We start from the raw sequence: 23312 nt of genomic DNA on the forward strand, positions 1-23312 counted from the left end.
GAATCATGAGCGAAAACACAGCATCCCCGGCAGCCGGCGTGCCCGGTACTGAACAACCCGCCAGCAAGCGGCGCTGGCCGGTCCTGGTCATGGGCCTGTGCCTGGTGGCGGCCGCGGTCACCGGCGTGGGCTGCAAGCCCAAGACTCCGGTGGCGGAGCTGGCCGGCGACAAGCTGGGCCTGAGCCGCCCCGATGGGCTGCTGGAAACCCATTCCCTGGCGCAGTTGCCCAAGGACCTGCTGGCGGTGCCTTTCCTCAAGGAAACCCTGACCGAGGATTTCGTCTTCTATTACCAGACCCACGCCGACCGCCTGGGCCTGATCGGTAGCCTGCGGCGGATCATCTACGAGCATGACCTGAAGCTGCAGGACAACCTGATCGAGCAGTTGTTCGACCAGCCGGCCGACGTGGCGCTGTGGCGCGGCGCCGACGGGCGTCTCAAGGACTTCCTGCTGGTGATGGACCGCGGCGGCCTGGCCAAGCTGCTGGAGCCCCTGGCCAAGGTGGCCCTGGATGACACCCAGTTGAGCAAGCTGGCGGACCTGAAGGTCGGTGGCGATGCGGTGACCCTGTACCAGTTGAATTACAACGCCAGCCGGTCCCTGGCATTCGCCTCCCACGGCGACAAGCTGGTGGTGCTGTCCAACCCCGCCAAGCTGTACGACCCCGCCACCGGCGCCGACGACGAGCATGGTGCGGTGTCCACCACCGCTCTGGAGGCCCTGCTCAACGGCGACAAACTGTTCCCCGAGGCCTTTGGCCTGGAAGCGCGCAAGCCTGAAGTGCAGCAGCGGCTGGCAGTCAATTCCAGCGTTTTGGCCATGGGTTACCAGCGCTTTATCCCCAACTTCGCCGGCCTGCGCTTCGACATGGACGACAAGGGCTGGCACAGCTACCTGGCCATGCAAGAGCAGGACAACCAGCCGGCGTTCGACTTCAAGCCGATCTGGCAGGCCATGCCCATGGGCGCCAGCGCCTGCGTAGCCTTGCCCCTGGCGGCGGAGCAGCAGAAGCCGTTGCTGGTCAAGCTGGGGGCCGAAGAAGCGGTGGCCACCACCCTGACCGAGCACATGGCCGGGACCGCCGGCCTGTGCTGGTACGCCGACTCGCGGCTGTACACACCGCTGCTGGTGGCCAGCCTCAAGGACAAGGACAATGCCAAGCTCGATGCGGACCTGGGCAAGCTGTTCGGCTCCATGGTCGGCACCCGGGAAAGCAAGGTGGCGGAGCGCATCTTCCCGGTGGTCGAGCAGCAGAACGGCGACGTGCACCAGTGGCAGCGCCAGGTCAGTTCCAACTTCGGCCAGTACCCGGCCAAGGAAGCCAAGGACCCGCAAACCATCACCGGTCGCGCCTTCATGCAGGTCAGCCTGGCCCGCCATGGCTCGACCCTGGTGTTCTCCCTGGATGACAAGCTGGTGAACAAGGCCCTGGGCACCCTGGACAAGCGCTTCCCGCCCCTGGCGGACGTGGTGCCCAAGGATGCACTGATGCCGGTGTACCTGGGCCCGCAGTCCCTGGCCCAGTTGATCCAGCAGGAAACCTTCGACAGCCTGCCCCAGGACATGGAGCCGGTGTTCAACAACGCCGCGCAAACCTACCTGGTGCCCAAGCTGCGTACCCTCGGCGGTTATGGCAAGTACGCCCTGACCCTGCCCGACGGCAGCGAGCCCGACGGTCACTGGCAATGGCTGCCTCTGCAATGGCGTGCCCTGTGAGTGCACTGCGCAAAGGTCTGAGCAGCCTTGGCCTGTTGGCCTTGTTGCTGAGCAGCGCCGTGGGCGCGACCCAGGCTCCGCCGCTGGACGTGCAGCAGTCCCAGGTGTTCCGTGCCTGGTTCGTGCGCATCGCCCAGGAGCAGTTGAGCCAGGGCCCGAGCCCGCGCTGGTACCAGCAGGACTGCGCGGGCCTGGTGCGTTTTGCTGCCAACGAAGCGCTCAAGGTCCACGACAACAAATGGCTGCGGGCCAACGGCATGTCCAATCGCTACCTGCCGCCGGAGCTGCAACTGAGCGAAGGCCAGCGCGGCCTGGCCCAGCAGTGGCAGCAGGGCGGCGGCCAGACCGGGCCCTACGTCAATGCCATCAAGCTGATCCAGTTCAACAGCCATCTGGTGAGCCGTGACTTGGGGCAGGCGCGCCCCGGTGACCTGTTGTTCTTCGACCAGGGCGACGACCAGCACCTGATGATCTGGATGGGCCGCAACATCGCCTATCACACCGGCACCACCACTCCCACCGACAACGGCATGCGCTCGGCTAGCGTGCAGCAACTGATGACATGGAAGGACACTCGATGGATACCCGACTCAGCCAACCCCAACTTCATCGGCATCTATCGACTGAACTTCCTCACCCAATGAGCGAATCCCGTATGTCCCGTTTTCTGTTTCGCCTGACCCTGGCCTTGACCCTGCTCACCCCCGTGGCCCTGGTCAACGCCGAAGACTCGGTGCCGCCCAGCGACTATGCGGCGGTCTCCGGCGAGAGTTTCTTCCTCCTGGCCGACAGCAGTTTCGCCAGCGACGAACAGGCCATGGTGCGCCTCGAAGCCCCGGGCCGTGACTACCGGCGCTTTCGCATGGAGCCCTATGGCGGCGCGGACATCCGGGTGTACCGGATCGACCAGCCGCTGGACTTTCTCAAGCGCCAGAAGAACCTGCACCGGGTGGTCAGCGACGGCCAGTTCAAGGGCGAGGGCCTGTCCAACACCCTGGCCTACCTGTGGGACAACTGGTACCGCAAATCCCGCCGGGTGATGCAGCGCGCCTTCTCCTACGAGTCACGCAAGCAGGTCACCGAAGAGGTGCCGGAACTGAAGGTGGGCAACTCCATGCTGGCGCCGACGCCGTATGACGCCCAGCCGCAATTCGCCCTGATCCCGGGGCTGCCCCTGGTGACCCAGTTCCGTTATCCGCTGTGGCAGGCCAAGCCGATCCAGCCGCCGGCCGGGGTAAACCTGTCCGGTTCCTCCAGCCAGTTCATCAACGTCGCCCCGGGCAACGTCTACATCCCGCTGGGGCAGCTCAAGCCCGGCCTGTACCTGGTGGAGGCCCTGGTGGGCAAGTACCGCGCCACCACCATGGTCTTTGTTTCCAACACCGTGGCGGTGAGCAAGATCGCCGGCGACGAACTGCTGGTCTGGGCTGCGGGCAAGCATGAAGGCAACTCGGTGCCCAAGGTCAATGTGCTGTGGACCGACGGCCTCGGCGTGATGAACAGCGGCGCCACCGACGAACAGGGCCTGGTGCGCCTCAAGCACGTCAGCCCCGAGCGCTCCTACGTGATCGGCGAAGACCAGGAAGGCGGCGTGTTCGTCTCCGAGAACTTCTATTACGACAGCGAAATCTACGACACCAAACTGTATGCCTTCACCGACCGGCCGCTGTATCGCCCGGGGGACTGGGTATCGCTGAAGATCGTCGGTCGCGAGTTCAAGAACGCCCGGGACTCGGTACAGCCGGGTGCCGGCACGGTGAACGTCAGCGTGCTGGATGCCGCCGGCACCGCCCTGCAGAACATGACCCTGAACCTGGATTCCAAGTCCGGCGCCCAGGGCCGCTTCCAACTGCCGGAAAATGCCGTGGCCGGTGGTTATGAACTGCGTTTTGGCTACAAGGGCCAGGTCTACAGCAGTGCCTTCCGCGTGGCCGAGTACATCAAGCCGCACTTTGAGGTTTCCCTGGCCCTGGCCAAGCCGGACTTCAAGACCGGCGAGCCGGTGAAGGGCAACCTGGTGCTGCTCTACCCCGACGGCAAGCCGGTGGCCAACGCTCGCCTGCAACTGAGCCTGCGGGCCCAGCAGCTGTCCATGGTGGACAACGAACTGCAGTACATGGGCCAGTTCCCGGTGGAGTTGACCAGCGCCGAACTGACCACCGATTCCAAGGGCAGTGCGACCCTCGACCTGCCGGCGGCGGACAAGCCCAGCCGCTACATGCTCACCGTATTCGCCAGTGATGGCGCTGCGTATCGGGTCAAGACCACCAAGGAAATCCTCATCGAGCGTGGCGCGGCGAGCTTCAGCCTCAGCGCGCCGCAGCGTTTCAGCGCGGCCGGCGACAAGGTGCAGTTCAGCTACGCCAACCAGAACACCAGCGAGCAGAGCAAGAACGTCAAGCCGAGCCGCTACGGCTGGGTGCGCATGGAGGACCAGTCCACCGGCGAGGGCAAGCTGGCTGCCGCCGACAGCGGTTTCGCCCTGGCCTTCGAGCGCCCCGGTACCTACAACCTGACCCTGCGCGACGAGCACGATCGTGTACTGGGCGGCACCAGCCACTCGGTCACTGGCGAGGGCGTGAAAGCGGTGCCGGGCACCGTGGAAATCGTCCTCGACAAGCCCGAGTACAAGGCTGGTGACGAAGCCCTGGCGCTGATCACCTTCCCGGAGCCGATCAACGACGCCCTGCTGTCCCTGGAGCGGGACAAGGTCGAGGCCACGGCGCTGCTGTCCAAGGGCGGCGATTGGCTCAAGGTGGAAAAACTCAGCCCCACCCAATACCGCGCCCGGGTGCCGGTGAAGGACGGCTTTGCGCCGAACCTGACCTTTTCCGTGCTCTACACCAAGGGCGGCGAGTACAGCTTCCAGAACGCCGGGATCAAGGTGCTGACGCCGCAGATCGATGTGGCCATCCATACCGACAAGGACAAATACCAGCCGGGTGACATGGTCACCGTCGACCTGTCTACCCAGTTCGCCGGCAAGCCGGTGCCCGCACACCTGACGGTCAGCGTGGTGGACGAAATGGTCTACGCCCTGCAACCGGAAGTGGCGCCGAGCATCGACCAGTTCTTCTACCACCCGCGGCGCAACAATGTGCGCACCAGCGCCAGCCTGTCGTTCATCAGCTACGACGTGGCCCTGCCGGGCAGTCCCACCGCCCCGGGCAAGGCCAACCGCAGCGAACGCGGGGTCAAGGTACTGGAGCGTCCGCGGCGCGAAGATGTCGACACCGCTGCCTGGCAGCCGGAGCTGGTCACCGACGGCAGCGGCAAGGCGCGTTTCACCTTCCGCATGCCGGATTCCCTGACCCGCTGGCGCATCACTGCCCGGGCCATCGCCGATGATGGCCAAGTGGGGCAGAAAAAGCAGTTCGTGCGTTCCGACAAGGCCCTGTACCTGAAGTGGAGCGGTCCGACCCGCTTCCGCACGGGTGACAAGCCGGACCTGGGGGTATTCGCCTTCAGCCAGTCCGAACAACCCACCAAGGCCGAACTGGTGATCCATTACGCCGGTGAGTCCCAGCGCCTGCCGCTGACCCTCAACAGCGGCATCAACTATGTGGCGCTGCCGGCCATTGCTCCGGGCAATGGCGAGTGGAGCGCCGAGCTGGTGCAGGGCGGCAAGACCGTGGATGCCCTGGCGGTGCGCCTGGTGAGCAGTGCGGCCGGCTGGCAGAGCGTGCAGACCCAGAGCCTGGACGTGGTCACCATCAGCACGCCGCTGGGCCTGCCGGCCGATGCTGCGGACATTCGCCTGCGCCTGGACGACAGCCCGCAAGCGCTGTTCCGTTCGGCCCTGGATGACCTGCTGGAATACCCGTATGGCGGCGTCGAACAGACCGCCAGCCAGTTGCTGCCGCTGAGCGTTGCCTACCCGGCGCTGGCCAGCAATCCGCAGATCCGCGACCGGCTGCGGCTAATGATGCAGAACAGCCGTCTGCGCCTGGTGCACATGGCCGGGCCGGAAGCGGCATTCACCTGGTGGGGCGAAGATGCCGAGCCGGATGCCTTCCTCACCGCCTACGCCTATTACGCCGACTGGAATGCGAGCAAGGTGCTGGACCTGAACCTGCCGCCGGAGCACTGGCAGCGGGTGCTGGAGGTCTACGCCAAGCAGGCTGGCAATACGCCGTTGCTGCAACGGGCGCTGATCCTGTCGTTCGCCCGTGAAATGAAACTGCCGATCAACACCCTGGTCAGCGGCCTGATGGACGACCTGGCCAAGGCCGGTAGCGGCCCGGCAGCCAGCATGCAGGACAACGGCAGCGACAGCCTGGTGATGGACGATCCGGATTCGGCCCTCGGCCTGGCCAGCGCCCGGGTGCTGGCCGCGGCCCTGGCGCGGGATGCCAAGGTCACGCCACCCGCGGCGTTCGTCGCCCAACTGGAAGCGGCGCAGCAGCAATTGGATATCAGCTCCCAGCCGTTCACCCAGGCCCTGAGCCTGTCGCTCAAACCGTTCGACCAAGGCGCGGCGCGTGCCTTGCTGCAACGCCTGCTGCCGTCGCAATCGACCCTGGAACGGGCCCTGGCCCTGACCTGGTTGCAGCGCAGCATCGCCCAGTCGACCCCGGCGGTGGCCTTGAACCCGGGGCAGGGCTGGCAACAGCGCCAAAGCGCCAGCGGTGAAAGCTACTGGCAGTGGCAAGGGGCGCAGGTGCCGACGGTACTGGCCCTGGGCTCTGTGCCGGAACGTCCGCTGCGGGCGTCGGTGAGCTACCTGAGCAAGCTGGACATGGGCACGCCGTCGCCGGTGAACATCACCCGCCGCCTGTTGCGCCTGGTGCCGGGGGACGAAGCCTTCACCTTCAAGCTGGAACCGGTGGGCAACAAGCCGATCGCCAGTGACGGCCTGTACCTGGACGAAGTGATCATCGCCAACGAAGGCAACCGGCCGCTGCTGTACGGCATGCTGGAAGTGCCGCTGCCGCCGGGCGCCGATGTCGAGCGCACCACCTGGGGCATCAAGCTGGCCGGCCCGGCCGGTACGGAGGCGGCGTCCCTGGAGAAGGCTCGCTCCGAACCGGGGCAGATGAGCTACGCGGTGCCGCTGGATGCGTTGAACGACGGCAGCGAAGTGCGCCTGCGCCATCTGGTTCGCTTCTCCCAGAAAGGCCAGTTCAATCTGCCGCCGGCACGTTTCTACCAGGTGTACGCACCGGAGCATCAGGCTCAGGAACGCACCCCGGCCCTGGGTCAGGTCACGGTCAAATAACATGGTGCGGTGCTGGGCCTGGCTATGTCTGTGTTTGCTTCCTGGGTGGGTGACGGCCCAGGACGAGCCCCTGCGCCTGGCCTGGAAAAACGCCCCGGACAGTGAGTTGGTGAGCCTGAGCAAGACCCAGGTTCTGTCTCGCGAGCCGTTGCCCAAGGATCTGCAAGCGCCCCTGGGCAGTGTCTGGAAACTCTTTGTCTACGCCTGGCTGGTGGACACCGGCGCCCAGGAGCCGGCCTATGCCTGCCAGGGCAAGTCCAAGGAAGAGGTCTACTGCTGTGCGGTGGGTGCCAGCATCGCCCGTGATCAGGCGCTGGTACGTTCCTGCGGTTTGTATTTCGAGCCCCAGCGCTTGCAACTGTCCGCCGCTGACTGGCGCCATTACTGGCGGGCCCGCAACGCTCCCGACTGGTTGCAGGACCTCAACCAGCTGCAGCCCCAGACCCGGGTCCCGGTGGCGGAGCTGCTGCAGGTGCTGGCGCTGTTGCCGGCCCGGGACACGGCCCGGCGCGTGCTGCTGGATGTGGTGCTCAATGCCGCCGACGGCGCAGTAGTGGGCGCCTTGGGCGGGCGCTTGCGGGTCAAGACCTGGAGCTGGCTGGCGGATCAGGACCCGCAGTCGCGCCAGGGTGGTTTTGCCGGCTGGCTGGTGGATGGCACACCGCTGTGGGTGGGCGGGCGTGGCACCAGCCAACGGGTGTTGAAGGACTACGCCCAGGCCCTGAACCAGGAACTGCCGGACAACCCGCCTGTGGATAAAGGCCGCTGTGTGGAGGTCAGCCTGTTTTCCCGCTACCCGCTCAAAAGCGTCAGCCAGGGCGGCCAGCCGGCTAAACCGGGTGCCTTGCAAGGGGATTACCGGGTGGAGTTTGCCAACGGCAACCAGCTGGATATCCACAGCGCCGGCGAGCTGTTCCTGCAGCAAGACCCTGCGGCCCAGCGACTGGTGGCGCGCCTGGACCGTGAGGAATATGTCGCTCGGGTACTGCAGCGCGAAGCCACCAGTGAGCCAGTGGAGGCCGCCAAGGCGCTGGCCGTGGCCATCCGTACCTACCTGTTGCAGAACGCCGGGCGCAGCGGCGAATGCCTGAGCATCGACGACAGCAGCAACCGCCAGCGGGTCGCGCCGCGCCCGGCCACTGCCCAGGCCCGGGCCATTGCCGCCTGGACCAGCGACCTGGTGCTGGCCGGCACTCAAGTCACCTATCACTCGGACCTGAAGGCGCCGGACAAACTGTCCTGGCAGCAGGCCGTGGAGCAGGCCCGGTCCGGGCAACGCTACGACGCCATCCTGCTGCACGCCTATCCCCGGGCCAGCCTCAGCCGCTGGGATAACCCCGTGGCCTCCTGCGAACCCTTGCCGGCGGCCCAGGAGTGGCTGCTGCAGCAGCGCCGGCGCTGGCGCCAACCGCTGGAGCAAGAGATCGGCTACAACGAAATCAGCCAGTTCGCCGTGTGCCGCCTGAGTTTCGGCCGGCCCTACGTCGACCGTGAACGGCAACGCATTTATGTGCGGGGCGTGCTCTCGCTGCAAGATCGCCTCGACCTGACTCACGAATACCTGCACCTGGCCTTTGAAGCTCATCCCAACGGCCAGGATGAAACCTACATCGAAGGGCTCGCCCGTCATCTTTTATTGGAATAGGCCATGAAACTTCCTGCTCCCCCGGTCCTCCTGTTCCTTTGTGGAATGTTCAGCCTGCCCATGGCCCTGGCCGACAGCGGCATCCAGCTCGACACCCCCAAGGGCGGCTGGCGCACTCGAGCCATGGATGGTGAACAGTACATTCAGGAGGTCAACTACCCGGCCTCCTCGGTGAATACCCCCCAGGGCCAGGCCGATACCGCGCGTATTCGCGGGCAGATCAAGGGTGCGCCCAAGGCGAACAAAGAGCCCGGCAAGCTGATCGTCAATGGCGTCAGCATGCCGCTCAAGTTCGATGAGCAAGGCAGCTTCGACCGGCCGTACGCCTTCCCCAACGGCAGCAACAGCGTCGAAGTGCGCAGCCCGGATGGCCAGCAGCGCAAGCGCGTGCAGTTTCTCAACACCGGCGGTGGCGTGACCCCGCCCAAGTTGCGCGTGCTGCTGTCCTGGGACAGCGACAATACCGACCTCGACCTGCACCTGGTAACCCCGGACGGCGCGCACATCTGGTACGGCGACCGCGTGGCTCCCAACGGCGCGACCCTGGATGTGGACGTGACCACGGGCTACGGCCCGGAGATCTTCTCCATGCCGGCGCCGCTCAAGGGCCAGTACCTGGTCTATGTGAACTACTACGGTGGCGGTTATCGCAGTGACGACGATGAAGACGGCGGCCAGGAAAATGCCGTGCAGCCCCTGACCACCGCCCAGGTCACAGTGATTACCGAGGAAGGCACGCCGGATGAAAAGAGCGAGACCTTTGTGGTGCCGATGCGCGCCCCCGGGGAACTGACCCTGGTGCGCAGTTTCAGTTATCCATGACCGGGCTCAACGGATGCGCTTTCCCGGCCATCCGTTCATTGCCCTGAGACAATACGGGCCCCCGGTGTTTGCCTTGCAATGAATCACCATTCATTGGCAGGGAAATGCAGAACATGGGTGCTTTTCAATCGTGGTTGAAGTGCTGTGTAGTGGCCGGAAGCTGTGCCTCCAGCCTGGTGTTGGCCGCGGGCGCCGACGGTTTGCAGCGGGTCAAGGTAGACCTGGTGGCGCCGCCCCAGGTGCATGCTCATGAGCAGGCTGTCAGCGGGCCGCCGAAGGTTGTGCAGTTCCGCATGAGCGTGGAAGAGAAAAAGATGGTGGTGGACGATCAGGGCACCACCCTGCAGGCCATGACCTTCAACGGCTCCATGCCGGGGCCGACCCTGGTGGTGCACGAGGGCGACTACGTCGAGCTGACCCTGAGCAATCCGGCCAGCAACACCATGCCCCACAACATCGACTTTCATGCGGCCACCGGTGCCCTGGGCGGTGCGGCGCTGACCCAGGTGCTGCCGGGGCAGGAAGTGGTGCTGCGTTTCAAGGCTGACCGCAGCGGGACCTTCGTCTATCACTGCGCGCCGCCGGGCATGGTGCCCTGGCACGTGGTTTCGGGCATGAGCGGGACCTTGATGGTGCTGCCGCGCGAAGGCTTGCAGGACCCTGCCGGCAAGCCCTTGCACTATGACCGGGCCTACACCATCGGCGAGTTCGACCTGTACATCCCCAAGGACAAGGACGGGCATTACAAGAGCTACCCGGACCTGGCCTCCAGCTACCAGGACACCCGTGAAGTGATGCGTACCCTGACCCCGAGCCACGTGGTGTTCAACGGCCGTGTCGGCGCCTTGACCGGAGCCAACGCCCTGACCGCCAAGGTCGGCGAAAGCGTGCTGTTCATCCACTCCCAGGCCAACCGCGACAGCCGTCCGCACCTGATCGGCGGCCATGGCGACTGGGTCTGGACCACCGGCAAGTTCGCCAACGCCCCGCAACGCAACCTGGAGACCTGGTTCATCCCCGGCGGTTCGGCCCTGGCGGCGCTCTACACCTTCAAGCAGCCGGGCACCTACGTGTACCTCAACCACAACCTGATCGAGGCCATGGAGTTGGGGGCCCTGGCTCAGGTCAAGGTCGAGGGGCAGTGGGACGATGACCTGATGACTCAGGTAAAGGCCCCCGGGCCCATGACTCCGGCCAAGTGATAGCAGCCGGGGCTCAAGCCCCGGCACCTGGCATCAGAGGTTCAGGGCGAACTTCAGGTAGCCCGGATACACCTGGCGCCAGTCGTCCTGGAAGGTATGGCCTTGCTCATGCTCATGGCTCTGGACCTGGTTGCCGGGTTCCAGGGCCTGTTGCGTGGCGGCGGTGAGCTTCTGGTTGCTCTCGTGCTCCTTGGCGCCATGGACGATGACGATGCGCTTGTCCCGGGCCTTGGTTTCGCCGAAGGGAATCCGGTAGCCGCCGGGTGACAGCAGCAGCGCGCCGCTGTAATGCTGTGGGTACTCGGCGATCAGGTGCGAGGCGTGCTCGGCACCTTGGGAGAAACCCATCAGGACGATGCGCGAGCGATCGATACGGGTCTGCTTTTCCAGTTTCTTCAGCGCTGCGCTGACCGCTTCTTCGGTCGGTGCTACCGAATGCTGCTGCCACATGAATTGGTGCTCGTCGCGCTTGAGAGTGCCGTTGATGCCCACCAGCACGGCTTTTTCCCCCACAAGGTCCGTGCGCATGTCGATGCCGTCGCTGCCTTCGGTACCGAACCCCGACAGCCAGACCACTACCGGCCAGCCCTCGCTCGGGGCCTTGCCCTGGGGAATGCTGAAGGCCGCAAGGCCCGCATCCCTGGCCTTGGCCGGGTAGTTCTTCTCGGCGGCCTGCAGCAGCTTCTTGTAGGCCGGGTCCTGCTGCAACGACTCCAGTTCGTCGTCTTCCTTGAGCAGCACCAGCTGCCAGAAGCCACGCTCGCGGGCCTGGTCGAGGTATTCGGCGGCGCGCTTGTTCTTGTCCATGGCCGCCAGGCTGCCGGCGGCCTGGTAGGAGGCGTAGGCATTCTTCGGATCGAGGCGGGCAGCGGTCAGGTAATAGGCGAGGGCGCCGGCGTAGTTGTCGTGCTGGCTCTTCTCATTGTCCCCGGCCTCGATGAAATCCGCTGGCGTGGCTTCGTCCAGGTACAGGTTGGCCATGCCGGCCAGGCCTTGCCAGCGCCCCTTGGCGACGTCCTGTTGCGCATCGGCATGGGCCCAGGAACTGCTGAGGCTGAGAACGCTGAACAGCGAGAGAAATGACAGGGGCAGGCGTACTGCGGCCGGCAACGACATGACTGAGAGTCCTTTTTCAGTGAAGGAGGTCCCGGGCCGTTGCCCGAAACGGCGCGCAGCTTAGCATGGCGGATCGCCCGGATGGACGACCCGCGCTGTGGCCGGAGTCAGCGCCGAAGCGGTAGGTCAATCGCTCTGGTCGGCGGTGGAAATCACTTCATCGATCTTCCAGCAGCCCTTGTCCTTGATCATCCGCACATCGACGATCTGGGTGGTGTCCGGGGTGTTGCCCAACGTCACTTGCTCCTTGGCGCTGGAGCCCTGGACTTGTGGTTCGCTGACCTTGATCTGGGTCAGCCACTCATCCATGTAGTCCTGGGCCTTGAGGAAGTAGTCCTCTTCCAGGCCGTCGGGGCTGGCCATCTGTTTCTTGATCTTGGTGATCAGCGAGTCGGAGACGTACTTCTTCATTTCCGCCACATTGTCGGTCAACGGATCCTTGTCTTCGCTGAAGGTTTGCAGGTACCAGCTATAAAACGCCTGGGTTGCGGGCTTTGGCGAACTGGCGCAGTCGGCCAGGGCGACCGACTGATGCATCGCGACCGCTGCCAGCAGCGAGCAGAACAGCATTCTCATGGGGGACCCCTTACGGATGGCGATAGATTTTGTAGGCAGGTTTCTGCACCCGGTAGGAATGCCCCGGGTAGAAACCGTGCAGTTGCTTGAAGTCTGACACCCAGAGTGTGCCGTTGAACATCGCCATGTGACCGTGGGGGTGCCCGGGAATGGGCTGGATGATCACCACATCGCCCGCTGCGGGCGTCTGGCCGGCCGGCTGTTCGATGAAACCGGCAGAAGTTAATGATGAGCCGAAGTCCTTGGCCGAGTGCTTCCTGTGCAGAATCACCCCACCGCCACCGGCTTCGATCGCCTGGCGAGTATAGGCCGCACAGCGCCCCGTACTACCGGCGTGAGCGTGAGCGTTCAAGTGACTGATAGCGGCTTCTTTATTCCACATTCCTTGTCATCCGAGAGTCCTGGAGAGCGGCGAGTTTATTCTTGCCCAAGGGCGCCGGAAATACTGGCTAAGTGCCTTATTTGCCGCCTTTGGGGGGCGTATCACAGTTATCCCGCTGATTGGCAAAACCACGCAGGAGCCAGGCGGCCTGGCCGTTCAGTCCGGCTGCAACTCCAGGGCGCTGCGCGATACCGTGTGCACTCGGTTGCGCCCCTGGTGCTTGGCGCCATACAGGGCTTCGTCGGCCAGGGACAACAGGCGCGGCAGGTCGTAGCCCCGGGTTTCACTGCTGACCACACCGATGCTGACGCTGAGCAGCCCGGGTTCCAGCAGAGGCAAGCGGGCAAAAGCCTGGCGAACCCGCTCGGCTACCGTTACTGCGGCCTGCTCATCGGTCGCGGCCAGGAGGCAGGCGAACTCTTCACCGCCAATGCGGGCAAATACGTCTTTTGTACCCAGGGTTTCTGCAAGCACCTGGCTGAATGCGACCAGCACCTGGTCGCCGGTCTGATGACCGTAGGCGTCGTCCAGGCGCTTGAAATGGTCCAGGTCGCACAGCAGCAAGGCCATTGGTGAGCACCGGCGCTGGCATTCGATCAGCATCCGCTCGCCATTGACCATGAACGCCCGGCGGTTGCCGATACCGGTCAGGGCGTCGCAGAAGGCCGCCGCCTTGAAGCGCAGTTCGACTCGTTCCTTGACCATGCACAGGGTCACGTAGGCAATGCCGATCACATACAGCATCGATTCGAACAGCATGAATGGAGAAGAGTGGCACCCCGGCAACAAGGCTCTTCAGCGCCTGATCAAGGGGGATGTCCTGGTCGACAAAGGTACGCTCGGCATAAAACGCGGTATGCAGCACCGTCAAGATCAAGATCAAGATCAAGATCAAGATCAAGGCTGGCAGGTAGGTAACTTCGAGACAATGTCGGTTGCGCCAGAACTCCAATATTGTTAGCAAGCCATGTCTGGCGACGATAGCTGAATACACCGAAACCCATATTGTTATGGAAGCATAAAAAGAGGGGATCAGGCACAGAGCAAGCCATGACGCTGCTCTAGCCAGTATTTTCGGTTTGCAGGAAGTGCGGCCGTGAGTATGCGTATTTCGCTTCGGTTCAATGCTGCAAGCAGCAAAAGAACCATGTTGCCAAGCACCTCAGGTACGAACTCTGCTTCCAGATTATGCAGGCTTACCTGCGCCAGACCCAAGGCGGCCAGAAGCATCATGCTGCTCAGGTCGGACAATGGGCGCTCTCGAGTTTCGCGGAGCCAGGTGTGAATGGTCGATAGCCCGGTCAGGACGAAAATGAAAGTCGAAACCACGAGCAGGGTGGGGATGTGGAGCGTCAATACAATGGCCTCTGCTCAAAGTTATATCAGGATTTAGTCCAAGACTAAGCAGTAAACAGAGTAAGCGATAAAACGAGGATTAATGGGCAGTTGTGTCGTCCGTTGGAGGTAACTAAGAAGTCGGTCTGAGTGTCTCAATGGTAGAATGGCGCCAGCCGCTATCCATCATTCATGAAACAGCTCGGTCGGGCAAGCTGAGTCAATCAATTTAGTTGTTGGATAGTTGGAATTAAAGGAGGGTTAAACTTTCGGAGTGGGGGCTATTAGTATTGTAGTGTAACATTGTTCGTGCGCGTTATATGTCAAAAAAGTCCAGAAGGTCAGATCGGGTAGAGCCAAGGGAAGGTTATAACTATATGAGGCGGGGCTTGCCTGGAAAGGAGCCAGAAGTCTCAGGAGGTTATTAGTATTATACCTGAAACTGTCTGGTTATTTTTTAGCCAGCTCTCGATAAATTTTGACGTATTCGTTAACCATCACCTCTGCGGTAAAGTGCTTCCAGTATCGCTCTTCGGCTTTCTTGCCTAGTTTTTCTGCCTCTGCTGGATTATCCCAAAGGTAACGCATGGCTTGACGTAGCGCATCTGGGTCGCTGGGTGGAACAACTAGCCCCGTTTCGTTGGCTATATTTATAAAGGTCGTACCGGTACCGATCTCACTGGAAATCATCGGTTTTCCGAACATGGCACCTTCAAGAAGTGAAATGCCGAAAGCTTCGGATCGTAAGTGCGAGGGGAACACTACCGCATAGCAAAGCTCAAGAAGGGAAACTTTGTCCTCCTCGGGGAGTTGCCCAAGGAAGAATATATTATTCAAGCCCAGCCTAGCTGCTCGTGCCTTGATCTGATCTTCAATTGGGCCTGCTCCAACTATGACTATAGGGTAAGAAGTACCCTGTGCAGCTTCCATTAGAATATGAAGCCCTTTGTAATAGCGAATCATTCCTACAAAAAGAAAGAATTTTTTTCCAAGTTTATTCCGCCAGAACGTTAGACGCTCTACGTTTGGAACTGGATAGCTGGATTTATCTAGGCCGATCGGAATAATTCTAACTTTATCCACGTATCCAGTAAGCACTTCGCTGGTGGCTAAATAGTTTGGCGAGGTGGCTACAATGCAATCCATGCTGTTAAGAAATAATCTTTTAATGGGGCGATAGATTTTAAGCAGATTTTTCTGGCGGATGATGTCGGAGTGATAAGTGACTACCGTAGGCTTTTTTATACGCAGGGTTAAATGCACAATATCCATGAATGGCCACGGAAAGTGGAAGTGAATAACATCTGCTTCTTTGGCCAGTTGTGCAAAACGCCGGAACGCTGAAATAGAGAACCCAGTCGATGCGATTTGGAAGTCTAGTCTTGCCCTGTGTGAAAAATAACCGTCAATTTCGATTGTGCGAGGGGCGATGTTAGGAGTAAGTGACAATACGTCTGTATGAACCCCGAGTCTAGTGGCGCCTCTGGCGATTTGACTAATCACCTGCTCGACACCACCTATTGAATCAGGGAACGATGTCTTATAGAAATGAAGAATCCTCATGCCTGTCTGGACCTTTAACTAACCGACTATTGATTTGAACCAAACAGAGTAAGGCTGAGCCAGCCACCACTTTAAAGGTAGGCTGCCGTGATACTTACGCACCACCGCCATCGCTTCCTTGTAGTGGCGCCTTCTCAAGGTTTTGGTCTTGGTTGCTGCGTGTTCACGATTGACTGCCACGTAGTTATCAACGAATCGCATGGCCCCCAGTTGTTTGTACAGCCTCCACCACAAGTCATAGTCCATAGCCATGTGCAACTTTCCATCTACGCCTCCTACCAAGTCCCATGCTGTCCGACGGATCAAGGTTGCGGGTTGAGAGATGATGCAACGCAAGGCCAGCCTGCGCTCCTGGAAGGGTTCCACCCACACAGGTGTGCATTTTCCGTTTTTCTGAATCACATTCCAGGCCCTACCGTAAACGGCTGGTACATCTTGGCAGGCTTGCAACTCTTTCACGAGTGTCGCCAACCCATCTGGTAGGAACCAGTCGTCGCTATTTAGCCAGCAAACATAGGGTGCTTTTCCTTGCGAAATACCCTCATTGATTGCCGCGGCTTGACCGTCATCCGCATGGCTGCGCCATCCACATAAGCGGTGTTCCCATTTACGAATAACCTCCACGGAGTTATCAGTTGAGCCGCCATCTAGGACAAAAACCTCAACAGGAATATCCTGCTGAAAAATTGATGCTAAAGCGTCGTCAAGAAACTCACCTTGATTATAAGAGGGTACGGCAATTGTTATCAAAGGTTCGGTCATTAATTTACTCCGCCACATTGGACAGGAAGTCCTCGTAGGCACGTGCGATACCATCCTGCAGTGAAGTTTTTGCGCTCCATCCCAAGTTGCGCATACGGTCTATGTTTAAGAGCTTTCTCGGCGTTCCGTCTGGTTTGTCACTATCAAAGACTATATCGCCTTCGAAACCAATAACACTCATCACAGTTATGATCAGATCGTGGATAGTTATGTCCTTGCCGGTTCCGACATTGAATAGCCCGCCATCTGTAGGTGTCTCCATCAGGAGAACGCTGGCATCGGCGAGATCGTCGACAAACAGGAATTCACGTTTGGACCTGCCCGACCCCCAAACGACAAGATGGCTTTCCCCATTGACCTTAGCCTCATGTGCCTTACGAATTAACGCAGGCAACACGTGGCTATTGTTTAAGTCGTAATTGTCATTGGGACCATAGAGGTTAGTCGGCATAATTGACGCATATTGAGTGCCGTACTGGTGGTTGTAGCTTTCACACAGTTTTAGGCCTGCTATCTTTGCGACAGCATATGCTTCATTTGTCTGCTCTAAGGGCCCTGTGAGCAAGTACTCCTCCTTGATAGGTTGGGGGCACTCACGAGGATAAATGCAACTGGATCCAAGATAAAGTAAGCGCTGGACATCTGCCTTCCAAGCTGAATGTATAACATTTGTCTGGATCATCAGGTTCTGATATATAAAATCAGCAGGGTAAGTTTGGTTTGCATGAATCCCGCCCACTTTTCCTGCGGCCAAAAAAATGTAATCCGGCTTTTCGACTCGTATGAAGTCTTCGACTGCAGGCTGATTGGTTAAGTCCAGTTCAGTATGAGTTCGAAATACCAGATTGACATAACCTTCCTCATGAAGGCGGCGCTTAATGGCCGAACCTACCATCCCCTGATGGCCGGCAATGTATATCTTGGAGGTTTTATCCATTGCTTATTTACTCGTGGCGATTGTAGGATGAGTATCCGTGCTTAGTCACCAGTTCATCACGCTCTGCGATTTTCATGTCTTCCAGCATCATTTCCGAAACCAGTTCCTTGAACGTGATTTTTGGAGTCCAATTGAGAATTTTTCTTGCTTTTGATGCATCACCGAGCAAAGTTTCGACTTCCGTCGGACGGAAGTAGCGAGGGTCAATTGAAACTATGCAGTTGCCTTTTTCGTCGAAACCTTTTTCGTCAACGCCTTGGCCTTTCCAAGTAATAGTAATGCCGATTTTTTCAGCTGCCAGTTCTACGAATTCACGGACACTGTATTGAACTCCAGTTGCGATGACGAAGTCTTCCGGTGTCTCTTGTTGCAGCATCAGCCATTGCATCTCGACATAGTCTTTTGCATGGCCCCAGTCGCGTTTAGCATCAATGTTACCCAGGTACAGGCAGTCTTGAAGCCCAAGTTTAATTCGAGCTAGTGCGCGGGTTATCTTGCGAGTAACGAAGGTTTCACCACGAATAGGGCTTTCGTGGTTGAAAAGGATACCGTTACAGGCGTACATGCCATAGGCTTCACGATAGTTGACGGTAATCCAATATGCATAAAGCTTGGCAACCGCATAAGGCGATCGCGGGTAGAACGGTGTGGATTCCTTTTGAGGGATCTCTTGCACTAAGCCATAGAGTTCAGAAGTAGATGCTTGATAGAAACGGGTCTTTTTTTCTAGGCCCAAGATCCGAATGGCTTCTAGAATACGTAGAGCGCCTAATGCGTCTGAGTTAGCAGTGTATTCAGGCTCTTCAAAGGATACAGCCACATGCGACTGTGCTGCCAGGTTGTAGATTTCATCCGGCTGTACTTGCTGGATAATACGAATCAGGCTCGACGAGTCGGTCATGTCGCCGTAGTGCAGGATAAAACGTTGATCGGGCTCGTGCGGATCTTGGTAAAGATGGTCGATACGATCAGTGTTGATCAGTGAGCTACGACGCTTGATGCCATGGACCTCATAATTTTTGCTTAAAAGAAGCTCCGCGAGGTAGGCCCCATCTTGTCCTGTTACTCCGGTAATTAATGCTGTCTTTTTCATGCTCTTCACTTAAAGTTAGGTAGTGTTCGGGTGTTTAAGTTTTGATCAGGCTGGTGTATTACTGAATGCCCAAAAAAACTATTTAAATCGTCATTGCTTGGCTGGCTGCGGAACCGCTATTCAAGCCTAGTCCCTTTTTGTAGTAGGTTCTTAATGTAAGTCGTTTTATCATTTGTCCCCCCCTCCTCCTTGATCGCAAAATAATTGGTTGTCCAGAGACAGTGACGGAACCTATCTCTGGACTGGTTGGTCGTTATTGCTCAAGATCTTTTAGCGCTTTTTCCAGCCTTTCAGTTCGGTCGATCAGTACTTGGCGAGTGTTGACCAAGTCTTCGGTGCGCTCTAAGAGATCTTGGCTGGTTTGCTCTAGAAGTGCTGTGCGCTCGATGAGCAGCTGTCTGGTATTGATCAGGTCCTGATCAAGTTCAGAGAACTCTTTTTTAGTTTGCTCGAGTAGCCGTGTGCGCTCTACCAGTGTCTGGCGAACAATAATAAGCTGCTCGTTTACATTGTTGTATTCAGTTTGGTGGCAGTTCTCGAGCGAAAGATAATCTATGTCGTAGTTTAAATTTAATAGATAAATCCCGTTTGCGCATTTTGCAATATTGTTCCAAGCAACTGTGTACTCGCGAACACCATCTCCATTATTAAAACGGTTAGGAGCAGTTTTTTTGATCAGTACATCTTCAAGAGAGGCTTCGAGTAGTACTTGGCCAAAGAGCAGCCCTTTCTGCCAATATTGGCGAGCCTCTTCCTGCTGTTCACGTGCGAGTGAGATCCTACCTGCTAGGTAGTGTGCTTCTGTTACTTTAGTAGCGAGGTGGATACCAAACTTTCGAATGTCAATCTTGGTGCAGGCTATAAAAGCTTCTTTCGCCTCAAGCATTTGGCCGGTAGCTTGCAGTAACTTTCCTTTAATCATGAGGAGAGAAACTTTCCAGCGCACCCCCATAAGGTCCTTGGAAGAAAGTTCTGTAAATTGATCTATTTTTGCAAGAACCTCCGCTACTGCGCCAACTTCCATCAGATGAGCTTCAAAAATGGAATAGGCTTTAACACATAGCGCGGCTGCGTAGTCATTGGACTTCCGGTCCATGGTGCGCAATACCTGCTCTGCGAGCGTCGCTAAGGTTTGAGGGTTTTTCAGGCGATAGCTGACATTAACCATGGCATAGATGAGCCATGGGTTTTCAAAATACGCCGAGTAGCGAATTGAAGGATGTCCTGAGTCTGCAATGTTTGCGAAAACTCTTTCTTCATATGGAAACGTGGATCCCAGTGGTGATTTCATGGCAGTCATCAACCACCACTCGCACTCTACCGGAGAGTCTTCGGATAGTGGTACTTGTCTGAGGGACCGACTACGACGCTCCCAGACATTATCTTGCCCCGCGAGCTTAACTTGGCTTGCAGTTTGTGCGTATGCGTCTTCAAGCAAGAAGTGGTTAGAAAGCTCGGATTTTAAGCGCTTCCAGTCGTACACATGAAGATGAAAGGGATTCGGATCGGTGCCTGTCTCATCACTCCAATCGTTGGGGACGCTCACAATGACCCGGCCACCAGGCGTCAGTACCCGATAGAACTCTTGGAGTAGCTCTGCTGGTTTCTCGACGTGTTCGAGCGTCTCGAAGGAAATTACAACATCAAAAGAACCATCTTGGTATTGCGATAGTGCTTCAGGGAGCATGCCCGATTGGTATTTGGCTCTATCGCTATTGAATGAAAAAGATTTTGTCGCGTAGTCGATTGCGTAATCGCTACCATCGATACCTACGACAGATGCCGCCTCAGTCAAGTGACGGACAATATACCCACCGTATCCGAGGCCGCATGCGGCATCCAGCACGCGATCTCCTGGCTTAATATAGTTGCATGCCCATTGATAACGGATGATATGGGCATCCGAGCGCTCTCCAGTGTCGCGCGTCATATCCATATGCAGGCCACGCTCTGCATCTAGAGACTCAAGTGTATAGTCGGTCAGTGCCTCGGCCGGAATTTTTTCGAGAAGGATGTAGATCTGCCAACTATCGTTGTTGAGCGCCTCGTACTCATTCAATCGATAATAGTTAGGGTGCTTTCTAAACCCAGCTTCAAAGCACTTTGACTCCCACCAAGCACGGCCTTCGACAGTCAAATGCCAATGTCCATCTCGGTCTTGGGTTGTTGCCAATTGCAGAAATACGTATCTGCCCGCAACTCTAAAAATTTCCTGAAGCGCCTGTGGCACATCTGTTTTTTCCAGATGCTCCATGCAGTCTGTTGAAACGATGGTATGGAAAGCGCCGTCAGTAAATGGAAGTGAAAGGATGGAGCCCTGCTGGAAACGTCCCGGCAATCGTTTATTGCAGCGTTCAACCACTACAGTGCTGACATCTAGGCCTTTAGCATCAATTCCTCTGCGCAGTAGGGCGCCGACCAGCAAGCCTTCGCCTGATCCAAGGTCAAGGACGCTGCCGAGGCCGCAGGTATTCACGATATGATTGGCAATGATTTCAACGTCACCGCTGGATTCGCCAACCCTGTCCTCTCGCGACCAATAGTCGTCGTACTCAGCTCTATAATCAGTCATTGATAAGCCTTCTGATTCAGTGTCATTACCATTTCGCATTCATTTTAAGGTCGGACACACCACCGAAAAAATATTTATCCATCATCATCATGACTTGGAAAAATGCTGCCTCGTCAACCCAGTGCAACATTCGTTGGGATTGGTAATCTGGGGTGTTTTCATGGGAGATAGCGGCTTGAATTTCATAAAGGTTCGCTCCCAGGTTGCACGGCGCCTCTAAAATCACTTCAAATTGTTCGCCTGGCTTGATGTGTCTATTCCAAAACAGATTTCTGTCACTGCCTGAGGCAATGGCCGCCATGTCTTGGTTCAATGTTCCCCATGAATATATCTTTACGCCCTCTTTGTTGCGTATACGTACTGCGACGTTCAAATTGCTGATCTTGATACTGGATTGACAGGTAATTTTTATTTTTAAGTCCTGCCCGGGATAAAAGATATTACAGGCCTGATTTTCAGCACTGAGTGTATGAACGCTCAGTATCTTCACACCACCGTCGCCAAATGACATTTTCTCTGAACGTGAGGCGTTCTCATCAACGACAATATTTTCCTCGGCCTCCTTACTTTTGGAGGCCGCAATCTCATTGGCGAGAGAGGACAGGTAAGTGGTTTCTTCCTCGTGCAATAGCCGTCGGTACTCTAGTACCACATCGGAGGACAGTCCCCAGGCCCTGGAGCGACCATCTTTTAGCAGGAGCGCACGATTCGTCAGTGTTCTTACACTTTCCTGCTCATGGGAGACGAAAAGAACAGTAGTGCCGTTCGAGACAAGTCTTTCTATTCGTTGAAAGCAACGCTTTTGAAATAATGCGTCGCCAACCGCCAAGGCTTCATCGACAATCAGAATGTCAGGTTCTACTTGAACTTGAACAGCAAAGGCTAGCCGCACCAGCATGCCGCTGGAATAGGTTTTGACGGGTTGGTCTAAGTGCTCACCTATGTCGGCGAACGCAGCAATGCTATCGAATCGCGCGTCGATTTCTTGGTGACTGATTCCAAGCAATGCACCATTTAGATACACGTTCTCACGGCCTGTGAAGTCCGGATCAAAACCAGAGCCAAGCTCCAATAGCGCAGCGATTCGTCCCTGCGTGGTGACCTTTCCGGTAGAGGCTGAAAGTGTCCCTGTTATTATTTGTAATAAAGTACTTTTGCCACTTCCATTTCTGCCGATAATCCCAACGGATTCGCCTTTTTTTACCTCAAAGCTGATATCTCGGAGGGCCCAAAACTCGCTGAAGTATTGTTTTTCTGTCAGTCCGAAAAGCTTTTGAAATTTCGGATAGAGAGCTTGCTTGAGACGATCTCTTGGTTGTTCGTAAATTTGGTAACATTTACTCAGATTTTCTACCTTGATCGCAATTTCAGAGGACATCAGCGAAACCTTTTCGTGTTTTTTGAAAGCAGATAAAACCGGTCCACCCAATTAGTATGGATCCAAGAAAATAAACTGCCAAAATTGAAAAGTTCGGGGATATACCAAAAAACAAAACGTTTCGTGTTTGCTCAATAATAGGAGTAAGTGGATTAGCCATGAAAAATGGTCGATATTCTTCAGGTAGTACATCGATGGAGTAGAATATCGGTGACAAAAACATCATTAGCGTTGTGATTGTACCGATGAAATGCGCGATATCTCGTAGGTAAACGCCAAGTGATGCCAAGGTCCAAGTGATGCCCATTATGAACATGGCCAAGGGCAATAGTATAAGTGGGAATAACAATACCGTTGCGTTTGGTACTCCGAAGAGAATGGAGTATGCGATCAGCCAAACTCCCAGGCTGACAATGGCATGAAACATTGCTGACCCCAAGACAACCCATGGCAGTATCTCAAGAGGGAAGATGACTTTCTTGACATAATTGATATGTGACGTAATCAGTGTAGGAGACTTGTTCACACATTCAGCGAAGAGGTTATATATGATGAGTCCGGCGAACAATACAAGTGAAAACTCGGTTTTTGATTCGCTTCCACCACTCCAGCGCGCCTTGAATATCACGCTGAAAACAAAAGTGTAGACGACCAACATCAAGATCGGATTAAAAAAAGACCAAAGTATTCCCATGATCGAACCACGATAGCGACCTACCACCTCGCGTTGTATCAATGTGCGTACCAAGCTCCGGTTTCGCCAGAGGCTGATCAGCATTTCTGCTGGTGAGATAGAAAATTTTCGCATCAGTTCGATTTCTCCAGCGTCCTCAGGACGGCTGCTTCGGTTTGACCTTCTGGCGATCGTTAAGGCTGACTTTGCTACTGTGGCCCGGGAGTCCTGTGTTTCGGGCTACGTAGGCTAATGCAGACTTCACCACGAATGGGCCACTATCCACAGTCAGTGTTGCCGGCATCTCATTTTTTAAAGCC

The 23312-nt window shown here is 57.3% G+C and carries 19 protein-coding genes; 7 read left to right on the forward strand and 12 right to left on the reverse strand.

Going from position 1 to position 23312, the window contains the following annotated elements; translation table 11 throughout:
* Window positions 1–5: 5 nt before the first annotated feature.
* From BM382_RS29345 to nirK, 6 genes are all read left to right on the forward strand, one after another.
* The gene (locus BM382_RS29345) at window positions 6–1718 is read left to right on the forward strand and encodes a DUF2138 domain-containing protein (RefSeq protein ID WP_041774503.1); all 1713 of its coding nucleotides are present in this window, start codon (window positions 6–8) and stop codon (window positions 1716–1718) included.
* Window positions 1703–2362 carry a DUF1175 domain-containing protein gene (locus tag BM382_RS29350; RefSeq protein WP_015637191.1) on the forward strand — a complete coding sequence of 220 codons (660 nt, stop codon included), beginning with the start codon at window positions 1703–1705 and terminating at the stop codon, window positions 2360–2362. The genes BM382_RS29345 and BM382_RS29350 overlap by 16 nt, the downstream gene beginning before the upstream one ends.
* Entirely contained in the window at window positions 2359–6936 is a 4578-nt protein-coding gene (locus tag BM382_RS29355) for an alpha-2-macroglobulin family protein (RefSeq protein ID WP_072444901.1), read from the forward strand. The genes BM382_RS29350 and BM382_RS29355 overlap by 4 nt, the downstream gene beginning before the upstream one ends.
* A gap of 1 nt (window position 6937) precedes the next feature.
* Window positions 6938–8581 carry a DUF2300 domain-containing protein gene (locus tag BM382_RS29360; protein WP_065363611.1) on the forward strand — a complete coding sequence of 548 codons (1644 nt, stop codon included), beginning with the start codon at window positions 6938–6940 and terminating at the stop codon, window positions 8579–8581.
* 3 nt (window positions 8582–8584) lie between these two features.
* The gene (locus BM382_RS29365) at window positions 8585–9403 is read left to right on the forward strand and encodes a YfaP family protein (RefSeq protein WP_015637188.1); all 819 of its coding nucleotides are present in this window, start codon (window positions 8585–8587) and stop codon (window positions 9401–9403) included.
* 113 nt (window positions 9404–9516) lie between these two features.
* Window positions 9517–10605, forward strand: coding sequence for a copper-containing nitrite reductase (nirK, locus tag BM382_RS29370; protein ID WP_072445010.1), 1089 nt, complete (start codon window positions 9517–9519; stop codon window positions 10603–10605).
* A 33-nt stretch (window positions 10606–10638) separates the two neighbouring features.
* Here the strand turns inward: nirK and BM382_RS29375 are convergent, their stop codons facing one another.
* From BM382_RS29375 to BM382_RS32245, 4 genes are all read right to left on the reverse strand, one after another.
* Complete coding sequence (locus tag BM382_RS29375; RefSeq protein WP_019092772.1) at window positions 10639–11721, reverse strand: dienelactone hydrolase family protein; 1083 nt, start codon at window positions 11719–11721, stop codon at window positions 10639–10641.
* A gap of 126 nt (window positions 11722–11847) precedes the next feature.
* Window positions 11848–12297: a DUF3828 domain-containing protein gene (locus BM382_RS29380; RefSeq protein ID WP_011063716.1), complete on the reverse strand. Its 450-nt coding sequence runs from the start codon at window positions 12295–12297 to the stop codon at window positions 11848–11850.
* 10 nt (window positions 12298–12307) lie between these two features.
* Complete coding sequence (locus BM382_RS29385; protein WP_011063715.1) at window positions 12308–12679, reverse strand: hypothetical protein; 372 nt, start codon at window positions 12677–12679, stop codon at window positions 12308–12310.
* Window positions 12680–12835: 156 nt separating this feature from the next.
* On the reverse strand, window positions 12836–13438 hold the full coding sequence (locus BM382_RS32245; protein ID WP_345769786.1) for a GGDEF domain-containing protein: 603 nt from the start codon (window positions 13436–13438) through the stop codon (window positions 12836–12838).
* Here BM382_RS32245 and BM382_RS32250 point away from each other — a divergent pair.
* A complete protein-coding gene (locus BM382_RS32250; protein ID WP_345769787.1) occupies window positions 13437–13640 on the forward strand; it encodes a hypothetical protein in 204 nt (67 codons plus the stop codon). The genes BM382_RS32245 and BM382_RS32250 overlap by 2 nt on opposite strands.
* Window positions 13641–13711: 71 nt before the next feature.
* Here BM382_RS32250 and BM382_RS32255 read toward each other — a convergent pair whose 3' ends face one another.
* The 8 genes from BM382_RS32255 to BM382_RS29425 form a co-directional block, all read right to left on the reverse strand.
* Entirely contained in the window at window positions 13712–14035 is a 324-nt protein-coding gene (locus tag BM382_RS32255) for a hypothetical protein (RefSeq protein ID WP_345769788.1), read from the reverse strand.
* Between the two features lie 429 nt (window positions 14036–14464).
* Window positions 14465–15577, reverse strand: coding sequence for a glycosyltransferase family 4 protein (locus tag BM382_RS29395; RefSeq protein WP_072444903.1), 1113 nt, complete (start codon window positions 15575–15577; stop codon window positions 14465–14467).
* Between the two features lie 18 nt (window positions 15578–15595).
* Window positions 15596–16339 (reverse strand): glycosyltransferase family 2 protein, encoded by a 744-nt coding sequence (locus BM382_RS29400; protein ID WP_072445012.1) that lies wholly within the window; start codon window positions 16337–16339, stop codon window positions 15596–15598.
* A 4-nt stretch (window positions 16340–16343) separates the two neighbouring features.
* Window positions 16344–17276, reverse strand: coding sequence for a GDP-L-fucose synthase family protein (locus tag BM382_RS29405; RefSeq protein WP_072444905.1), 933 nt, complete (start codon window positions 17274–17276; stop codon window positions 16344–16346).
* A gap of 7 nt (window positions 17277–17283) precedes the next feature.
* A complete protein-coding gene (gene gmd / locus BM382_RS29410; RefSeq protein ID WP_072444907.1) occupies window positions 17284–18369 on the reverse strand; it encodes a GDP-mannose 4,6-dehydratase in 1086 nt (361 codons plus the stop codon).
* 253 nt (window positions 18370–18622) lie between these two features.
* Window positions 18623–20941, reverse strand: coding sequence for a class I SAM-dependent methyltransferase (locus BM382_RS29415; RefSeq protein ID WP_072444908.1), 2319 nt, complete (start codon window positions 20939–20941; stop codon window positions 18623–18625).
* A 25-nt stretch (window positions 20942–20966) separates the two neighbouring features.
* Entirely contained in the window at window positions 20967–22319 is a 1353-nt protein-coding gene (locus BM382_RS29420) for an ABC transporter ATP-binding protein (RefSeq protein ID WP_072444910.1), read from the reverse strand.
* Window positions 22309–23127, reverse strand: coding sequence for an ABC transporter permease (locus BM382_RS29425; RefSeq protein WP_072444912.1), 819 nt, complete (start codon window positions 23125–23127; stop codon window positions 22309–22311). Before BM382_RS29425 ends, BM382_RS29420 begins: the two co-directional genes overlap by 11 nt.
* Between the last annotated feature and the right edge of the window lie 185 nt (window positions 23128–23312).

The sequence above is a fragment of the Pseudomonas sp. NFPP25 genome (assembly GCF_900116505.1).
Taxonomy (GTDB): domain Bacteria; phylum Pseudomonadota; class Gammaproteobacteria; order Pseudomonadales; family Pseudomonadaceae; genus Aquipseudomonas; species Aquipseudomonas protegens.